The following is a 17,096-nucleotide window of genomic DNA, read 5'->3' as shown; positions in this document are numbered from 1 at the left end:
CGTGTCATCCTAGATTGTGCTGGTCTTTCGCGGCATGCCGCTCGGCCTCCGCTGGAGAAGGCGCAGGGTCGGCGCTGGCGCGCTCGCCATCGCCAAAGTCGCTTTCGATGACCCGAATGGCGGCGACCGGGCACTGGCTGGCCGCGAGCCGCACGGCGGCGTGCAGCGCCTGCGGGACCCTCGCCACGCACACTTCGGCCACGCCGTCCGGTTCGCGCTGGCGAAAGGTGCCCGGCAGCGTCAGCACGCACTGCCCGCTGGTTCCGCACAGATCCTGGTCGACAGTGACGCGCATCTCAGCTCCCGTGCGCATGCAGCCGCACCGGCAGCGCGCGGAACGTCCGAAGGAAGGCCGAGGGCTCCCGGGTCGGCTGCTCGGCCAATGCCAGCGTGGGGAAGCGGGCCTGGATCCGCGGCAGGCTCTCGGCCAACTGCACCCGGGCCAGTTGCGCACCAAGGCAGAAGTGAATGCCGTGGCCGAAGCTCAGCATGATCTTCCCGTCGGTCGACATGCCTGGACTGGTGCCGTAGAACCGCGCGGGATCGAAGCGATCGGGATCGGCGAAGGCGTCCGGATCGCGATTGCCGGACGCGATCAGCACGCGCACGTCCGCGTTCTTCGGGATCACCACGCCGCCCAGTTCGACGTCACGCTGGGCGATACGCGGAATGGAGCTGAACATCGCGGGCGCGTCGCAGCGCAGGACTTCTTCGACGAATGCCTTCACCCCCGCGGCGTCTGCCTGCAGCCAGTGCCGCTGTTCGGGATACGCCAGCATCGCCAGGACCGCATGGTCGATGGTCGCAGCAGTGGTGGCGAAGCCGCCCAGCAGCATGCCCCACAACATGCTGATCAACTCGGCATCCGACAGCGTGTCGGCATCATCATCATGTGCGCCGACCAGCATCGACACGATGTCGTGGCGGGGATCGGTGCGCTTGCGCTGTATGAGGCAGCTGAAGTAGGCCTGCACTCTGGCACTGGCCGCGTCCGCCGCGGCGAGTTGGGGATCGCTGGCGTGCGGGCTCAGGCCTTCCAGAATGCCGCCGATGCCGGCGGCGAGCCCGAAAATGTCGTCCTGGGGCATACCAAACAGTTCGGCGAAGACCAACATGGGCAAGGTCAGCGCGAATTCCCGATGCAGGTCCACCGCCTCCCCGCGCTCCAGCGCGGGCGCCATGCCGTCCAGTCGCGCAGCGACGATGCGCGCTATGCTCGGCCGCAGGTTGTCGATCTGGCGCATGGTGAAATCGCGCGAGATCAGCCGGCGCAGACGCGTATGCGTCGGTGGGTCCTTCATCGCAAGCGTGGACGCCAGCAGATTGAGCGACAGGCTTCTCGCCGCACGCGGGAAATAGCGCGCCAGTTCGCCAGGCGCCGGTCCCCGAAACGCATCGCCCGTGGCCTTGAACGCCCAGGAGATATCGGCGTGGCGGCTCAACAGAAAGAGGCCCGACGCCGCGCGATGCACCGGATCGTGCTCGCGCAACCACCGCATGAACGGATACGGGTCGTGGATGCGGGTTGGCGACGCCAGTTCGGCGAAGGCGTCCCGGCATGCTGCCGTGGTTTCTTGCACGTTGATGGTTACCTGTTGGCTGGCTGATCTGACGGGCGCGCGCCAGGCGCGCCGGCAGTTGCGGAGAAGATCGCGATCCGCGGCGCATCACCAGAGCACCGGGAACTCCTCGAACCCACCAGTGATGATCTCCTTGCGCAACTTCAATTCTTCGGGCGACACGGCCAGGCGCAGCGCGGGAAAGCGCTGGAAGATCGAACCGAACACCACCTTGAGTTCCAGCCTGGCCAGCGCCGCGCCGATGCAGGAGTGAGACCCGGAAGAGAACGCCAGGTGCGGCTCTCCGCCGCGTCCGATGTCGAAGATTTCCGGGTCGACGAAATGGCGCGTATCGAACGACGTCGCCGGCAGGCCGACCAGCACCTTGCTTTCCGGGGGAATATGCACGCCCGCGATGGTCACATCAGTCCTCGGATAGCGCATGATGCCGTCCCAGCCCGCGCCCGGCGGGTACATACGCAGGATTTCCTCCACCGCCTTGTCCACCAGCGATGGATCGCCGACCAGGCGTTCGCGCTGTTGCGGATGGCGGAACATGGCCAGCAGGCCGAATTCGATCTGCGCGACGGTGCTCTCGTGGCCTGCCACCAGCATGCCCGCCGCCAGGCCGATCGCCTCTTCCTCGGTCGCCTTGCCCTGGTCAACCGCCGCGAGCAGATCTGTTAGCAGATTGTCGCCCGGATCCTGGCGCTTGTCCCGCATCTTGCCGCGAATGTAGGCGCGCAGTTCTTCCCAAGCCAGGCGCGACGCGCTGCGCGGGCCGCTTTCATGCTGGTGCGTCATCACCTCGTCGGACAGCCCGGCGAACAAGGCGTGATCCTCGTAGAGCACGCCCATCAGCGCGCTGATGACCATGGCCGGAAGGGGAAATGAGAGGTGGCGCCGCAGGTCGGCGGGCTGGGGCTGGGCCGCCAACGTCTCGAACAACTGCGCGGCGATCGCCTCGACATGCTGGGCGAGCAGCTTCACCCTGTGGTTGCTGAAGGCCGGTGCCACGATCGTGCGTAACCGGGCATGCTCGCCCCCCTCGTGCGAGACCAGCCAGCCCGGCGAACCGAGAATCACCGAATCTGGGGTGAATGCCGCCGGCGGCATTCCCGCGGGCCGGAACGCCGCGTCACACAGCACCGCCTTGGCCTCGTCGTAGCCTGTCACCCACCAGCCTTCGTGCCCGGACGGGAAGCGCACGCGGTGGATCGGACCGTTGGCGCATAGCACCAACATCTCGGGCGAGGGCTCGATGTGATCGACGCGCCACATCGGCAGCGTCGGCAAGGGTTGCTCGGACATGGTGGCACTTCACTCTCTGAGCGATGGAAGGGCGGAAGGTGACCGGCGGGCGCTGCGGGCAGCGAATGACGTAAAACGGCATGTAGACGACGTCCTCCGCGGCGATGATCAGCGCTAGATCCTCCAGTCGCACGAACAGCGCGGGGACGGCGCATCGCAATTGCAGGCGGGCCAGCGCAGCGCCCAAGCAGAAATGCGGCCCGTGGCCAATCGACAGGTGCGGGCTGTGCCGGGTGACATCGAACCTGTCGGCATCGCCATAGATCGACTGACCGCAGGGATTGGTGAAGGAGGTTCGACCGTACCTGTCCGCCAATATAGCCCCCGGACCAGTCCCACACCGCCGGTGGCAGTTTCACTCCGGGCTCAAGGTTCGCCGTTTTGGTTGCACCGCTTGCGACGGGCGCAATTTTTGCGGCTCCCAAAAGAAGCACTCTAGATCGCATCCAACACTTGCCTGCATTTTTCTCGGTCAACACCGAGCGCCAAGTCACTGCCACAGCAAACCGTCGGAGGGGACCAGACGCGAACGCGGCGGTCGGTCCCCGAAGACGATCGCAGTGCGATTGGCGACGATGCCGTGAACAGAGCAAATCGCGTGCCGAAGTGAATTCGCAGGCTCAGCAGACACTTCGTAGCGGCGCGTAGTGTCAGGTTTCTGGCATTGAGTCTTAATGTCGACAACCGGCCCAGCAAGTGCCCGACAAACGCCTGCTCTCGCGCTGAGTATGCGGGGCAGCCCTTGCGCGAATTTCAAGCATGCGGATTGGCTGCAGCAGGTGTGGTTCGCCGGAAGCCACTCCGATGTCGGCGCTAGCTATTACGGAAAACGAAGCCCACCTCTCCTAGCGGTTGCGCTGCGCCAGCCGCTCGGGATCCTCCTGGCCGTAGGCCGCTCCGGTCTGGCCTTGCACTTCCAGCTCCATCAGTAGCTGGGCGGCAAGCCGATCATCTCCCGCCGCAGATCCGCATCAGTAGTCTTCTCCGCGAGCGTCCGAGGTTCATCATCTCGTCGCGCATCGGTAGTTCCTCGAATCAGGTTGGTGTCAACAACCCGACCCTACCCGCGACTCGCCGGACCACCGGCCAGCGCGGACCTTTGGTCCCTTCGCCGGACGCCGAGCGGTGCCAGGCCTTCTCGGGAAGGCTCTGCGCGATCGCGGAGGCGGTGCCGGCGACAGGCTGCTGCTTGCCCCAGGAACGAACACGTGATTGTAAGAACCCCAGATCATAGCCTTTTCCCGCCTTGCGCAGCAGGGTTTCGATCTCACCTGTGCCATACACGCTGTCCGCCGCCGCGAACGAGAACGGCACCTTTGCGGCGACGGCGCGAGCGACCATTCGACGCGCGATCTGCGGCTCCGTCGCAATGCCCACATCGCTCGGGACATGCGCCGCTTTCAGGCGAGCGGGGTCGTCCGTCCATTCATTTGGCAGATAGAGCGCCCGGACTCGTTGTTGCCGGTCGTCTTGAAGGTGCCGATGGTCGCCATGGTAGTCCTCCTTGGCCTCTGTTTTCCGAGCCCGCACTTTGCGGCCTCGATGGTGATCGACAGGCCGGAGGCGATCGACGGCGCACCCCGCAGGGCCTCGACAGCAAAGGAGTAACTTTCTTCTCGAGGAATGACGGCGCAGGCGGCAGGGGATGAACGTTGTGACGCCTCTGTTGCGCCTTCGGCCAGATCCACCGATCGAAGAGGCCACTTCGTGCGCTCGATCCGAAACAGAGTTGACATCAACGAGAACGTGGCGATCCTCGCGTCCCGCAAAGACTGGCGAGAAACCGGATCTCGGCCGGATGGCTACGACGAATCAAAACCTCCGCGACCGCACTCGAGCAATACGCCCGCCAAGTCGAGTCGGCCGTACTTGTGATCCGCCGCTATTCGGTCGATCGCTCACGACATTCACCACGTATCTGCCTCACTGCGGTCGAGCCGCGGCGCTGCACTGCCCTGAATGTCACCTCAAAAAACGATGACGGCGTGCGCTCCGGCTACGTGATCACGTCAACCTCACGCGACGGAACGTTATCAGCCCATCGGCCAAGCCTTGCCCGCCTGGTCCGGGCGCGGTCAGTCGCCGCCTCTGCATGGGCAAATCCGTCCACAGCATGGCGTCTCAGATAATGTAGCCGCTTGGCGAGAGATCACGGTGCGAAGCAGGCAATTTCCTGTGGCCTGCGCCCCGTACGCATCCTGTCAGAATACAAGCGCGCTTCATGTCTAAAACCTGCCTCCAACTGTCTTCGAAAGCCACATTGCGCCAAAGGACACGAGCATGCCCCTTCTACAGTGCTGGCCCAAATCCTGCACCGTCTCTCCGCGTCAGGGCGCGGCGGCAGCAAGATGGGAGTCGTGTTTGGGCCTCGATCTGTCAATCGACAATGTGGTTGCCGCACCGGAGGTCGCCTGTCTGCACCCCGCTGGCGGAACGGAGGACGCTCCTGCTTGCCACGGCCTCGCGCGGCCGACGGCTGCTTGCTCACCCTGAAGAGAGGCGTCAATACATGGTCGATGAATTGGATCTGCGAACCTTCACGCCACATCCGCAACGCGACGCCGTGCTCGGCGAAGTGCACGCGCGCCCTTTTACGCGCCTTGTTTCGCCATTCAGCGTGATCCACTTGGCTTTTCTTGCGCAGGGTGAGGCGGCCACAAGCGATCGCTGCCGCTTTATCGATTTTTGCCTCGAGCGCAATCTTCCGCCACCTGAGCAATCGGCGAAACTTCATCAGATTGTCATCGGGCCCGCTATGCTACGCTGGGAGCAGCATTCGGAATTCACAACATTCACCTGGATCTGGAGTAACACAAATGCTTCCACCGCAGACCGATTTGACAAAGTTGATGGTACCGTCCGATCGCTGATCCGCGCGTTGCGTCAGACCGGACAGTTGCTGGTCGCGATCAGGCTAGAAGTGGAGCAGGACGCCTCGCCGACCAGGCGCGCCGAACAGGTTTTTGACAAGAACAGCCTGGCCATGGTTGCCACAAAGAGCGGCGCAGGCGTTGCCGCCTCAGACTTCCGCGTAGACGAAAAAGGCTTTACGAAAATCCTCGTCTGCGACCTCGGATTGACGTCGCACGATCTCGGAGCGCTGGTGCAACGGCTCCTGGAGATCGAGACCTACCGTCCACTGGCGCTGCTTGGCCTGTCGGCGGCCCTTGAGCTTGCACCTTCCGTTGATCGCATCGATCGCCGGCTTGTTGAGGCGCTCGAAAAAATGCAAAGCGGTGAGGGGCTGCAGTTCAACAACCATCTTCTTGCTGAGCTGACGGCGCTGGCCGCCTCCTTCGAAAAAGGCGCGACCGGCAGCCTGTTTCGCTTCGGCGCCAGCAGGGCCTACAACGAGCTGGTCCAATCGCGACTGTCCATCATTGAAGGCAACGATGTCTCGGGCTATCCAACCTGGTCGTCGTTTCTGGCGCGCCGCATGGCGCCCGCAATGCGAACCTGCGCGACCGTAGAGGATCGTCAGGCAGCTCTGTCGGTCAAGCTCGCGCGTGCCGCCGATCTGTTGCGAACCCGTGTCGACGTCGAAATCGAACGACAACATCGTGACCTGTTGCAGGCTATCAACGAGCGCGCGAGACAGCAACTTCGGCTGCAGTGCACGGTCGAAGGATTGTCGGTCGGGGCGATAGGATATTATGTGGTCAGCTTGTTTAGCTATCTTGCCAAGGGCGCGCATGACGTCGGACTGCGAGTAGAGCCCTCGTTCCTGACCGCAGCCTTCGTGCCGATCGCGGTCGGCGTGATCTGGCTCGTGAGTTACAATGTCCGAAAGCGACACCTCAAGCACGACAACGCGCCCTCGGTTGCTTGCGACTGAAGCTCCTTAAGGGAATCGGTGCGTCCATCCTGCGAAGCTCGCATGGTCGGTGAGACGCCGCCGCAAGATCGCAGCCGGCTCCTGCGCAAGGTAATGCCCCGCCCGGACTAACCGGGCGAGGCATTTTTGGATCCGGTCAGTCGCCGTTGCGACGGCCGGAGCGGGACCAGATCAGCCACGAGACGCTGTTTACCTCGCTGGCCCAGGCCGGTCCATGTCGAAAGTGGCGAATACATGAATAGCTGCTTTGTGAGGAAGCGGTATCTCAAGCTGGTCCGCCAACTGGTTAACGCCGACATAAGCGCGAAGCGATATACCTTTGCGCGCGAGCCGCTGATGGCGTGGTGCGAGGACAACCACGTGGATTATCTGTTCGGGTTCGCCCGCAACACGCGGCTACTCGCCATGATCGCGGACGAACTGACGGCGGCCCAGGCTACGGCCGAGAGGACCGATCAACCCGCACGCCGCTTCAAGGACTTTCAGTGGAGCTTCAAAATGAACGCCTTCTGGGCGCCCGGAAACTTCGAGCCTTCATCGTTCTTCGCTCCTCCCGGCCGGGGAAATCGCGAAAAACTCTAACCAAAAATGGACCAGTTCGCCGGCCTCAGATCAACGGGCCGCTCTCATCCCGATCGTCGCGCTATAAATCAGGTTCGCGCGCAGGGTTGAGGCGAAGATCACGATGACTCCTCACGCCTGGCCGTTCCCGCCTCTTCGGTCATTCACAACGAACATAGATTGCAAGATGTTTCTCATCGTAGGCGACCAACCATATCGCCTAGCGTCGGGACCTATATCTAAGTTCGACTCGTGGAAGCGTGATCCGCGCGTTCGGCGTCAATGCTCATTTATCCAAATCCGCATTTCGCCTTCGCCGCGGTTAGCCCAGCTGAACCACGGAATGAATGTCAGCCGCTGCGGTTCTAGCTGTCCAGGCACTTTGTCGTAGTGATAAAGCGCCGCTTCTTCAGAATGCGTGTGTTGCAACCGCGCCCCGTCGGCCTGCAGCACAATTTTGCCTTTAAAGAGGCCAGTTCCTTCCATGAGGGAAAACCGGCTGTCTGAGTGAAGCCAAACGTTGTGTAACTCGGTCCCGTTGTCGGCCTCCTCCAGACAATAAATTAAGGGGCCACGCTGGATGGCCACCTTGCCGGCCAAATTGCGAAGTTGTAGATGGCCGTATACCCGACGCACTTGCATCGGCAGCGATAATTTGACGCGATCTCCCTGCTGCCACGTTCGGCGAATGTGCAAATAGCCCTTGCGCGGCTCGCAATTCACAGGCTCGCCGTTCAGGCTCGCGTGCGGCGCGTTGCACCATTCTGGCAGGCGCAGGGCGAGCGTGTGGGCAATTGGCGGCGCAGATTCGACGGCGATTTCCACCTCTTCTCTCCAGGGATAGCTGCCGCTTATGACCAACCGCAGCGCATGCCCGTCGACAGATATTGCTACCCTATTACCAACGTAGAGATTTACATAGAGCGCATCGGTGCTGGGCGTGTAGATGTAATGACCAATGGATGTGAAAAGGCGCGCGATGTTCGGTGGACAGCAGGCGCAACCAAACCAGCGTCGTCGCACCGGCGAGACGTGATTGTAGATACCATTAGACCTCAGCGTTTTGGGATGCACTTCGAGCGGGTTAACATAGAAATAGTGACGCCCGTCGAACGCGATACTGCCGAGAACGGTGTTGTAGAGCGCGCGCTCCATCACGTCGGCATAGCGACTGTCCAGTTCCATCTCCAGCATACGGCGCGCGAACATAATCAAGCCAATGGAGGCGCAACTTTCCGCGTACGCCGTATCATTCGGCAAATCGTAATCGCTGCTGAACGCTTCGCCGGCACCTTGCGAGCCGAGGGCTCCGGTAATATAGATCTGGCGCTGGACCATGTTTTGCCATAGCCGGAGGCAAGTTTGGCGCTGCTGCTCGTTCTGGCGCAGACGCGCGAGATGAGCTACCGCCGTCATGAGGTACACAAAACGAACCGCATGACCTGTTGCAGTCCGCTGCTCCGAAAGCGGCAGGTGCGCTTGGCTATACGCTTTGTTTTTTATCATCCAAGGCGTGCCGTCGGATTTCGGGACGCGGGATTGCTGGCGCTTCTCGTACTCAGTGTCGTAGAAGTGCGGCTCCGTGCCGCGTTGCTCCACGAAATAATTGGCTAGTGTGAGATATCGCCCCTCCTTTGTCGCTTCGTAGAGGCGTGCCAACGCAAGTTCGATTTCCGGATGGCCATCATAGCCGTGTAATTGATCACGCTCCGGACCAAAAACTGTGTCGATATGGTCAGCAAGCCTGCAAACGACTTCCAACAATCGCCGTTTGCCCGTCGCCTGGACGAACGCGACACCCGCTTCAATCAAGTGGCCGGCGCAATAGAGCTCGTGGCACTCCGCTAGGTTGGTCCAGCGCTCCTGAGGCGCGATTAGTATGAAATAGGTGTTGAGATAACCGTCGTCGCATTGGGCGGCCGCAATCAATTCAATCAGCTCATCGGCGGCTTTCTCCAGCTCTGGATTTGGTGCCTGGCATAGCGACCATGCAGCCGCCTCAAGCCATTTTGCGACGTCACTGTCCTGGAAAACCGCGCCACGGAACTCGCCGCTCGCACGTCCGGCGGCAAGGCGGAAGTTCTCTACCGCGTGGCTTGGTATCGCCTCGGGATCACGATCGTTCAGCACCTCCCATTGGTAGGGAATTGCCACGTCCCTGACCAGTTGCTGGCATTTCCCAATCAGCGGATCCGAAATCTCTAAGTCGTGAAGATCGACTTCCGCTACGTTCCGATCATTCATTCGTGCCTCCTTGAAGTCTGGCGAACGGACGCGCTAGCCTGGCAAGCCACCTCACCACGGATGCTTTGTTGGTTTAGGCCATGCGGCCGCACAATCGTATTCTCGTTGCAAGCGACTCGAACGACAGAAATGGAGAGGTTGCCGTACGGCATTGCACTCACGGAAATGTTGACGGCAGTCGCGTTCGAGGAGCGGGACAGCAATTCCCGTGCCGCGAATGAAGTACGGTTCTTTTGTCAACTAGATCTGCGGCTCCGAGCTAGGAGGCCGATACGATCGCCGGCACCGGATTTGCCAGTCGTGGTAAACTCCCGCGCTGCTGCGAGGCTGATCGATCCTGCTATACGAGCGGTTGGCTTTCGCTGGGTCAGATGATGGCCAATGGTACTCGGAGTGGCGAACTGATTCTAGGACCTCCACCTTGCGCGGGAATGTCCGGTTTATAACAATTCTTTTCATGACACTTAGAAGGTAGAACGGCGCCTATGGCAACCGGATTCAACGAGCCGTTGCTACGCGCGATCAAAGGAGAAACTAATCTGCTACTCCTAAGCATCGTCACGGGGCAAAGCGCAAGCTCAACTTGCCCGAAGGGCGCGGATGTTCGATCGGGAAAAGTAAGTTGTCGCGCGTATGCGCCTCCACCGAATAAGCCGCGACGGAGCGGCCCGAAGCTGTCGAGACCGGCTTGCTCGTCGGCTTCGGGTAGGACCGAGTATGAGTTAGAGGATATCTCTTGCGCATCGAGCTACAGGTTGATTTGGCGCTGCAAGGCAGATAGCAGCCTGGGTAACCAAGAGCTGACTTGGATCTCCCAATTGTCAGCAATTCCCCATTGGTATGGACCGTTCCTCTCGAATGCCAAGAAGGTAAGTCTGGCGGAGGGCATTCGCTGGCGATTGAAGCCGACTCCGATCTTGCAGCCCTGGCCGATTCGGCCGTTATCGTCTCAACATTGAATAAGCGCTTCGACGCCCGGCCGTCCTGGCGGATCTGTCTCTCGAATTGCGGGCCGGCGAGTTCGTGGCGCTCCTGGGCCGCAGCGGTTCTGGAAAGAGCACCTTCTTGCGCGTGCTCGGCGCGCTCGACAAAGAAGTCGAAGGATACATCCGGGTCCAACGGCGCCGCGCCGTGGTGTTTCATGATCCACGGCTGATGCCGTGGCTGCCTGTCCTGTTTTTTGAGGCACGAGGAAAAGGGGATTGGGCCTACTTGCAACTTCTTGGTGGTAGCCTGCCTCGCCGGCTTCACGGCGACCACACCAGTGGCGTCTCAAGACAGGAAGGCGACGGACCTCGCAGCTCAACTCGCCGCGGCCGTTCCGCCTCGGACGCGACTTATCGTGGCTGAGCAGCAGAGCCAGGCATCCGCGGTCTGGGCGTTGTCCGGTGTAGACAAGTCACTGCCGTATGCCATCACTTTAATGGTGGTCCGGCCGTGCTCGAAGCTCTGATCTCCGGGGCGGTCGATATCGGCTGTATCGGCGAAGCGCCACTGCCGATCGCAGTCGGCGCAGGCGTCAAAGACCTCGTTGCGATTGGAATATATGCCAATCCGGGAAGCCCTGAGAACTACTACCTGGTGGCACAGCCGGACAGAGGCATCAAAGCGGTGGCCGATCTTAAAGGGAGGACGGTCGCTTATCCTCCGGGTTCTGGTCGTCACATGGTGCTGGCCGGCATTCTTCATGCCAACGGTCTTGACCTCGGTGCGTCATCAGTAAAGGGCGTGCCACTCGCCGGAACTGAAGTCGCGCCGAGTTTCGTGTCCCGATCGGTGGATGCGGCGATCGTCGTCGGAGGTCAATATTTTCGGATCGGCAAGCCACCGATTATCGCCGATGGCCACGGACATAACTGGGGCGTCAACGTCATACTCACCCGGAAGGCCTTGCTTGATGACCCCGCGAAAACCGCCGCAATTGCTGACTTCGTGCGCCGCGCGGTTGCGTTCTACAACTGGCAAGGCGCAAACCCGGACGCGTGGATACGCGCCAGCTACGTTAAGCAGGAAGGCCTCACCTTCGAACAAGGCAAGTGGTTGGACGATGCTGCCGGACATGGCGCTACCCGATCGATGCGAAGTCCATCCAGGTCTTCCAGCAGATCTCGGACGGCTTGTTCGCCACCGGCGCGCTCAAACAGAGAATCGACATTGCGCCATATGTCGATGGCCGGTTCAACGCGATTATCGCCTGGCAGAACAACGCCGACGGCGTGACACCACGCCCTCGAGCAGCCGAAAGCCACTGAGAGGGTCGGTCAATGATCCGTGCCGCGCACCAACACGGACCGCACCGGGAAAATCCGCTGTCTGACTTCAGTCTCTCGAAGGCTATCGAACGAACCTACCTATCAAAGGAGCCACTATGGTTACGTCAACTCTTCAAAAGCCCACCTCGCCCTCCTCAAATACTCCGGCAGCGGCCCCGCGCAGTATTGCCGTTCATCCGCTCACCGGCCACATCGGCGCGGAAATCGGAGGTGTAAACCTGAAAGAGCCGCTGCACCCGCTCGTGCTCGAAGAACTGAAGGCCGCGCTTGACATCCAATTTTCTGCGGCATCGTCGCTTGTCGCCAAGGTGGCCGGTATCGACGCGGAGGTCGTTTATCTCTTCCGCTGGACTGCAGGCACGCGACTGGCGACCCGGAACACCTGCAGCGTGGCGATACTTGTCTTGCGACATACAGCGACGGGTGTTCGATTTTACTTCGTAGGAAGGATCACAACGGGCAACCTGTTCTCCCAGGCTTTGACAAACGCGAGGATCTCGTCCGCGGCGCTCCTGCGCGAATGAATGAGAATCGCGTCAACTCCCGCGTCTGCCTAAGCGTGAGCGCGCGATGGCTTCCTCCATGCTCTGCCCGGCGACCAACGCCTCAATCCCGGCTACAAGGACCAATTCATTGTCGACCGCATCCTTCACGGCGCGCAAGCGGAGAATTCATCTACATCGGCGAGCACATATCCTTCGCCAACAAACGAGTTTGCTGGAGGAATACTCAGTGGCAGATCAGATACTGCGAGCTTACGTGCCAAGGCGACTTTTGCGCGCTTAGAGCCTCGCCGGTCGGCGACGTCCTTCCCCCAGCGCTACGCTTTCAGAATCGCGTGATGTGCGATAGTAGAACGTTGGCGGCTTCAAACAATTCTGTACGCACTATCTCGTCGCTGCCCAGCGTAATCCTGCCCATGATGTCCTTTTCTCCCGATTGGTATATCTTTGGCGTGAGCCCAGACAGCGCGCCTGCCTCTTTGCCATCTTGTAGGCCTGGCACTCGCGCCCGCATAACTCAGTCGCTGCGCCCAGAGGAGAGGCGAACTTTTAGCATCGGCATGGCAGTCAACGAGCGGGAAGCTTTACGCCCTGCTCTCTGGTGGCCATGCGCGCGAGATCGACTCGTTCGTACGGGGCGTTAGATGCCATCGTCAACCTGACCTGGAAACGTGACGAGGAGAGACAGGCAGCATCAGTTTGTCACTGACGGCCCCTTCCGAACGGCTGTCAAGTCGCTGGAAGAGCAGCTACTTCGACAAACGATACTATTTCCCATTGGCAACCGCCGCCTACATGCGATGCTGATGGCCCAGGCGCCTCTATCTCCAGTCAGTTTGGCCGGTCTCGGCAGCCTTCAGCTGTTGACTCTTCGCACGATGATAGAGCCTCCTGGCTCTTTGGCTGGCCAATAGATGGGTCATTCCAATTAGGCGGCGTCTGTCTGAGGATATTCAAAACGAAAAAATCGAGGAGCTTGAGCAGACTGTAAGACCCGGGCGTTCCGTGATCCGCACCTGGCACCACAAGCATGTCGAAGTATTTTCCTGCTCGAATAAGCCGGTCAGCTAGTTGAAATGTAGAGGATGGATCGACATTGCGGTCCAGTTCGCCCACGATGAGCAGCAACTTGCCTTGCAATCTATGAGCGTTGTCGACCGAGGAAGACTGCGAATATTCAATACCGACCGGCCATCCCATCCACTGTTCGTTCCACCAGATCTTGTCCATACGATTATCGTAACAACCGCTATTGGCGACGGCCACCTTATAAAAATCGGAATGAAAGAGCAGTGCGCTCACCGCGTTTTGACCGCCGGCCGAGCCACCAAAAATGCCGACATTCGAGATGTCGTACCACGAAAACTCCGCGCTCGCCGCCTTGTGCCAAAGGATTCGGTCGGGAAAGCCAGCATCTCTCAGGTTTTTCCAGGCAACGTCGTGAAACGCACGCGACCGATTGTTCGTGCCCATTCCATCGATTTGAACGACGACAAATCCAAGCTGTGTGAGCGGCTCCACGACAGGCGAGAAAGACTTCGGAACGAAAGAACCGGTCGGGCCGGCGTAAATCTTTTCAATGACCGGATATCGGCGGCTTCGGTCGAAGTTGATCGGGAGATGAATAATCCCCCATATTTCGGTCTCGCCGTCCCGGCCCTTTGTATGGAACGTCAGTGGCGGCTGCCAGCCAGCGGCTACGAGCGCGGAAATATCGGTGCTCTCGACCTGCACGAGCTCCGAATTGTCAATGGTTCGGTACAACATTAGGCGCGGCGGGAGATCGCTGCGTGAGCATAAGTCTAGATAGTAGCGGCCGTCTGGCGAGAACTTGACGTGATGATTCGCCCTTTCGGGCGTGAGCGACGTCAGTCCCGTGCCATCGAAGTTGATGCGGTAGGCGTGGACGAAATACGGATCTTCCCCTTTATTCATTCCGCTTGCACTGAACCAAATCTGGCGCTTGATAGGATCTACGTAATGGACGGAACGGACTACCCAAGCTCCACGTGTGATCTGGTTTTTAAGCTCGCCAGTGTACCCATCGAACAGGTACAGATGCTCGTATCCATCGCGTTCTGAGGCCCAGATGATCTCCCGCCCGTCCTCAACGTCGTACCGGAAGGTCTTGCCAGTATTCGACTGGTTCATTCTTAGGGGCTGGTAATCGATGAACGTCTTGCTGCGCTCGTCGATCAGAGTTCGAACGGTGCCTGTGGCCGCCTCGACCTCGGCGAGCCGGTAAAGCTGATGGCCTCGCTCATTGTACTCGAAAGTGAATCCGCGGCTGTCCTTCCACCATCGGATGGGAGAGAGGTCATAGGGATTTGGGAACAACGCATTGTCGATGGCGATCTCGCGACGATCACCGACGTCGAAAAGCACCGGCTGTGGCAGTGCCAGAGCATCGCCGGGCTTCGGGTAAGTCATCGTCCAGTGTCTCGGTTGGCGCTGGTCGCGTGGGGATGATTCGATGTAATGAACCTCCCTCTTGTGGCCCGGACGGACGCGGTAAGCTGCGAGGCGACGCGAGTCTGGAGACCAACTCAGCGTCGAAAACGCGTAGTAGTTGCCTTCAGATCCGTCCCAAGTCAAACGAATCTCCTTCGAGCCCTCCTTGCTGAGCAGGAACAGGTTGTAATCCTTGGTATAGGCGAGCCATTTCCCGTCAGGCGACACGCTCGCCCTCTTAGGATCATTCTCCACAGGTGGCGTATCATCGTATGGGCTCTGCTGGTCGATTGTGGAAAGCTTTGTCTCGCTCGAGCACGCGTAGTTTATAAGTTCGCAGCTCCAAGCTGTATCCTCAATCTCAAAACTTATTCTGCCACCATCGTCAGCGAGCTCAAAACGGTCGAATGGCAGATTATCGGCATTAGCATCTTTGTGGCCCAAGCGATTCAGCGCAGAAGCTAGCTTCTTATGATCGAAAGCTGCCTGTTTTCTGCCGTTGGCAACATTCACGAGTACGAATTGGCGCTTGCCGTTGCTCGTCAATCGATAGGCGAACGACGCACCATCTGCGAGCCAGAACGGTACCTCCGGAGCATTGATCATCAGTCTGGCATGCTGATCGTTTATCGTGAGCGCTCGATTGTAATCGGAAGGACGCAGGACCTCGTTTTCTGCGTTGCTTTTGGACCCGTTCACGGCAGCCGCCTCCAGCTGAGCTAAGACAGCGACCATCAAAGCACCGATCTTATACATGATGCCGCGCTTATGCATGACTTGGTCGGCTGTCCTCATTGTGCGGGACACCGCCCGCATGTCGAACCTAACAGAAGCAGAAATCATGCCGGCGAGGCGCAATGTGTATCCGTCTGGTCTTTAGATGTAGATGTCGTCTAAATGACGTTGCAGTGAACGCCAATGCGCCCCGTGTGTCTGAACTCGGACACGGTGAACCAGCGAGACTTCACTGCCAGTATACGATCGATCAGTCACGGATAACGCATCTTCAATCGCTATGATCCCGCCACTCTAGAGATTGGTCTAAAGCAATGAGGAAGATGCATTTGTCGAGCACGCACCTGCATCGATAGCCGAAACAAGAACGGCATGATGTTTGCCTCACCTGGGGGGGGGGGAATCTTTCATCAACATGCTCATTCCTACCCTTCTCTAAGGACAGCGTCCGGAGGATTCAGCGCCAAACTCTGTTCGGAGAACTCTTTTGCTATCGCAAGGCGCTCGGCAGACCGGAAGTCGTAGTTGTCATTCGCCGGATTAAAGAGTTGGCGCAGCGCCCCTTCCATCCACAGCTCGCAGTGTTTGTCGACGCGCATCCCGAACAAATTGACTCGTAACCGGCAAACGGTCTGCAAGACGCGCACTTTTTCGAAGCAACGGATCCGCATGGAGCACGCGGAAGCTAAACTCACCCGGCATTAGGTGTTTAGTCCCGGCATCTGCTGGAGCGGATTGAGCTTGAATCGTTCTGGCTGGGATGTCCAGCATTTGCAGATGTATTCGTAGGGCGTGAGGCCCTTCAGGGTCTTCATCCGCCAGATAACCGCGCTCGACTAGAGCGATCGAACATGAATGAGGCGGTTGGCCTTACGGCGCGCGTGCGAGTACTTCCACTCGACCGAATGGCGCGGTGCGCCTGCGATAGCTCTCGACGTCCACCTCAACGATGGTGGGTTGGTGAACGAGGCGATCGATGGCGGCGAGCGTCATGGTGGGGTCGCCGAAACAAAGTCCCCCTATTCTTAAGCGGGTCGTGTCTCACGTCACGATCACGGACCCGCATCATTTTCTGTTTGAGCACCGGCTGAAGTATCGAAGGAGCGTTCGGGCGCGGTCCAGCCTACGTCTCCTCCGGAGTGCAAAACTTGGACCCTAATTGAATCGGAAGTTCTTAGCCGTTCATGGGTGCTGGCACTATTGACGGAGGTAAGCGATTCAATGCAAGCCAGACGGCGATCCTTGAGAGTGTGTCGTCGCCGCTTTCAGCGGGCGGCCATGACGGCTGAATGCCGGAAGGAGCTGGCGCTCGTTGGCTCTACCGTTTTCGTGCGAATCAACCGTCAGAGTGGTAGCTTCAGCTTCAGAATATGGAAAAGACACAGCAGCGAGACGTCTCATAGCAAGCTGAAGTTGAGCTGACGTATCAAGTCTCAGCCCAATCTATGTGAGCAAATTGTCGTTATCGCGCGCCGGGCCAGTCTGGTTCGTGGGCAGATGCGGCTTTATCTGAGCCCACTGCTTGTGGTTGAGCCAGAAAGCCCTTTGCGCATCGAAGTCCCCCGCCGAATCAACTCGGTGCGAAGGAATCAGAGTTCGCTAATTAGGTACAGACCTAGGAGGC

9 protein-coding genes and 6 pseudogenes are annotated in these 17,096 nt (G+C 59.5%); 5 read left to right on the top strand and 10 right to left on the bottom strand.

The annotated features are described in order from the left end of the window. Positions 1-4: 4 nt before the first annotated feature. From I6F12_RS11570 to I6F12_RS11545, 5 genes and pseudogenes are all read right to left on the bottom strand, one after another. Positions 5-295: a ferredoxin gene (locus I6F12_RS11570; RefSeq protein WP_225156284.1), complete on the bottom strand. Its 291-nt coding sequence runs from the start codon at positions 293-295 to the stop codon at positions 5-7. Position 296: 1 nt separating this feature from the next. After that, positions 297-1,586, bottom strand: a complete 1,290-nt coding sequence (locus I6F12_RS11565) for a cytochrome P450 (RefSeq protein WP_225156565.1) — start codon at positions 1,584-1,586, stop codon at positions 297-299. An 81-nt stretch (positions 1,587-1,667) separates the two neighbouring features. Beyond that, on the bottom strand, positions 1,668-2,870 hold the full coding sequence (locus I6F12_RS11560) for a cytochrome P450 (RefSeq protein ID WP_225156282.1): 1,203 nt from the start codon (positions 2,868-2,870) through the stop codon (positions 1,668-1,670). A gap of 851 nt (positions 2,871-3,721) precedes the next feature. Then, a pseudogene (locus tag I6F12_RS11550) lies at positions 3,722-3,890 on the bottom strand (IS256 family transposase); the annotation flags it as partial. A 69-nt stretch (positions 3,891-3,959) separates the two neighbouring features. Beyond that, positions 3,960-4,319 (bottom strand): annotated as a pseudogene (locus I6F12_RS11545) (transposase); the annotation flags it as partial. A gap of 1,060 nt (positions 4,320-5,379) precedes the next feature. Here I6F12_RS11545 and I6F12_RS11540 point away from each other — a divergent pair. Continuing rightward, complete coding sequence (locus tag I6F12_RS11540; RefSeq protein WP_036008464.1) at positions 5,380-6,705, top strand: DUF3422 domain-containing protein; 1,326 nt, start codon at positions 5,380-5,382, stop codon at positions 6,703-6,705. A 318-nt stretch (positions 6,706-7,023) separates the two neighbouring features. Beyond that, positions 7,024-7,287: pseudogene (locus I6F12_RS11535) on the top strand (transposase); the annotation flags it as partial. 258 nt (positions 7,288-7,545) lie between these two features. Here the strand turns inward: I6F12_RS11535 and I6F12_RS11530 are convergent. Further along, the gene (locus I6F12_RS11530; protein ID WP_225156280.1) at positions 7,546-9,510 is read right to left on the bottom strand and encodes a beta-L-arabinofuranosidase domain-containing protein; all 1,965 of its coding nucleotides are present in this window, start codon (positions 9,508-9,510) and stop codon (positions 7,546-7,548) included. Between the two features lie 984 nt (positions 9,511-10,494). On the opposite strand from I6F12_RS11530, the gene I6F12_RS11525 reads away from it, so the two are divergent. The 3 genes from I6F12_RS11525 (at position 10,495) to I6F12_RS11515 (ending at position 12,307) form a co-directional block, all read left to right on the top strand. Then, positions 10,495-10,860, top strand: a complete 366-nt coding sequence (locus tag I6F12_RS11525) for an ATP-binding cassette domain-containing protein (RefSeq protein WP_225156564.1) — start codon at positions 10,495-10,497, stop codon at positions 10,858-10,860. An 87-nt stretch (positions 10,861-10,947) separates the two neighbouring features. Beyond that, the gene (locus tag I6F12_RS11520; protein ID WP_225156278.1) at positions 10,948-11,730 is read left to right on the top strand and encodes an ABC transporter substrate-binding protein; all 783 of its coding nucleotides are present in this window, start codon (positions 10,948-10,950) and stop codon (positions 11,728-11,730) included. Between the two features lie 148 nt (positions 11,731-11,878). Next, positions 11,879-12,307 carry a hypothetical protein gene (locus I6F12_RS11515; protein WP_225133393.1) on the top strand — a complete coding sequence of 143 codons (429 nt, stop codon included), beginning with the start codon at positions 11,879-11,881 and terminating at the stop codon, positions 12,305-12,307. A 125-nt stretch (positions 12,308-12,432) separates the two neighbouring features. Here the strand turns inward: I6F12_RS11515 and I6F12_RS11510 are convergent. From I6F12_RS11510 to I6F12_RS11495, 4 genes and pseudogenes are all read right to left on the bottom strand, one after another. Then, positions 12,433-12,758: pseudogene (locus I6F12_RS11510) on the bottom strand (transposase); the annotation flags it as partial. A gap of 359 nt (positions 12,759-13,117) precedes the next feature. Then, positions 13,118-15,493 (bottom strand): S9 family peptidase, encoded by a 2,376-nt coding sequence (locus I6F12_RS11505; RefSeq protein ID WP_225156562.1) that lies wholly within the window; start codon positions 15,491-15,493, stop codon positions 13,118-13,120. Positions 15,494-16,173: 680 nt separating this feature from the next. Continuing rightward, positions 16,174-16,290, bottom strand: a pseudogene (locus I6F12_RS11500) (IS481 family transposase); the annotation flags it as partial. A 52-nt stretch (positions 16,291-16,342) separates the two neighbouring features. Further along, a pseudogene (locus tag I6F12_RS11495) lies at positions 16,343-16,480 on the bottom strand (ATP-binding protein); the annotation flags it as partial. Positions 16,481-17,096: the final 616 nt, after the last annotated feature.

It is taken from the genome of Bradyrhizobium sp. IC4059 (assembly GCF_020193615.1).
Classification (GTDB): domain Bacteria; phylum Pseudomonadota; class Alphaproteobacteria; order Rhizobiales; family Xanthobacteraceae; genus Bradyrhizobium; species Bradyrhizobium yuanmingense.
The sequence above is the reverse complement of the archived record's forward strand: the minus strand, read 5'-3'. Positions and strand labels throughout refer to the sequence as shown.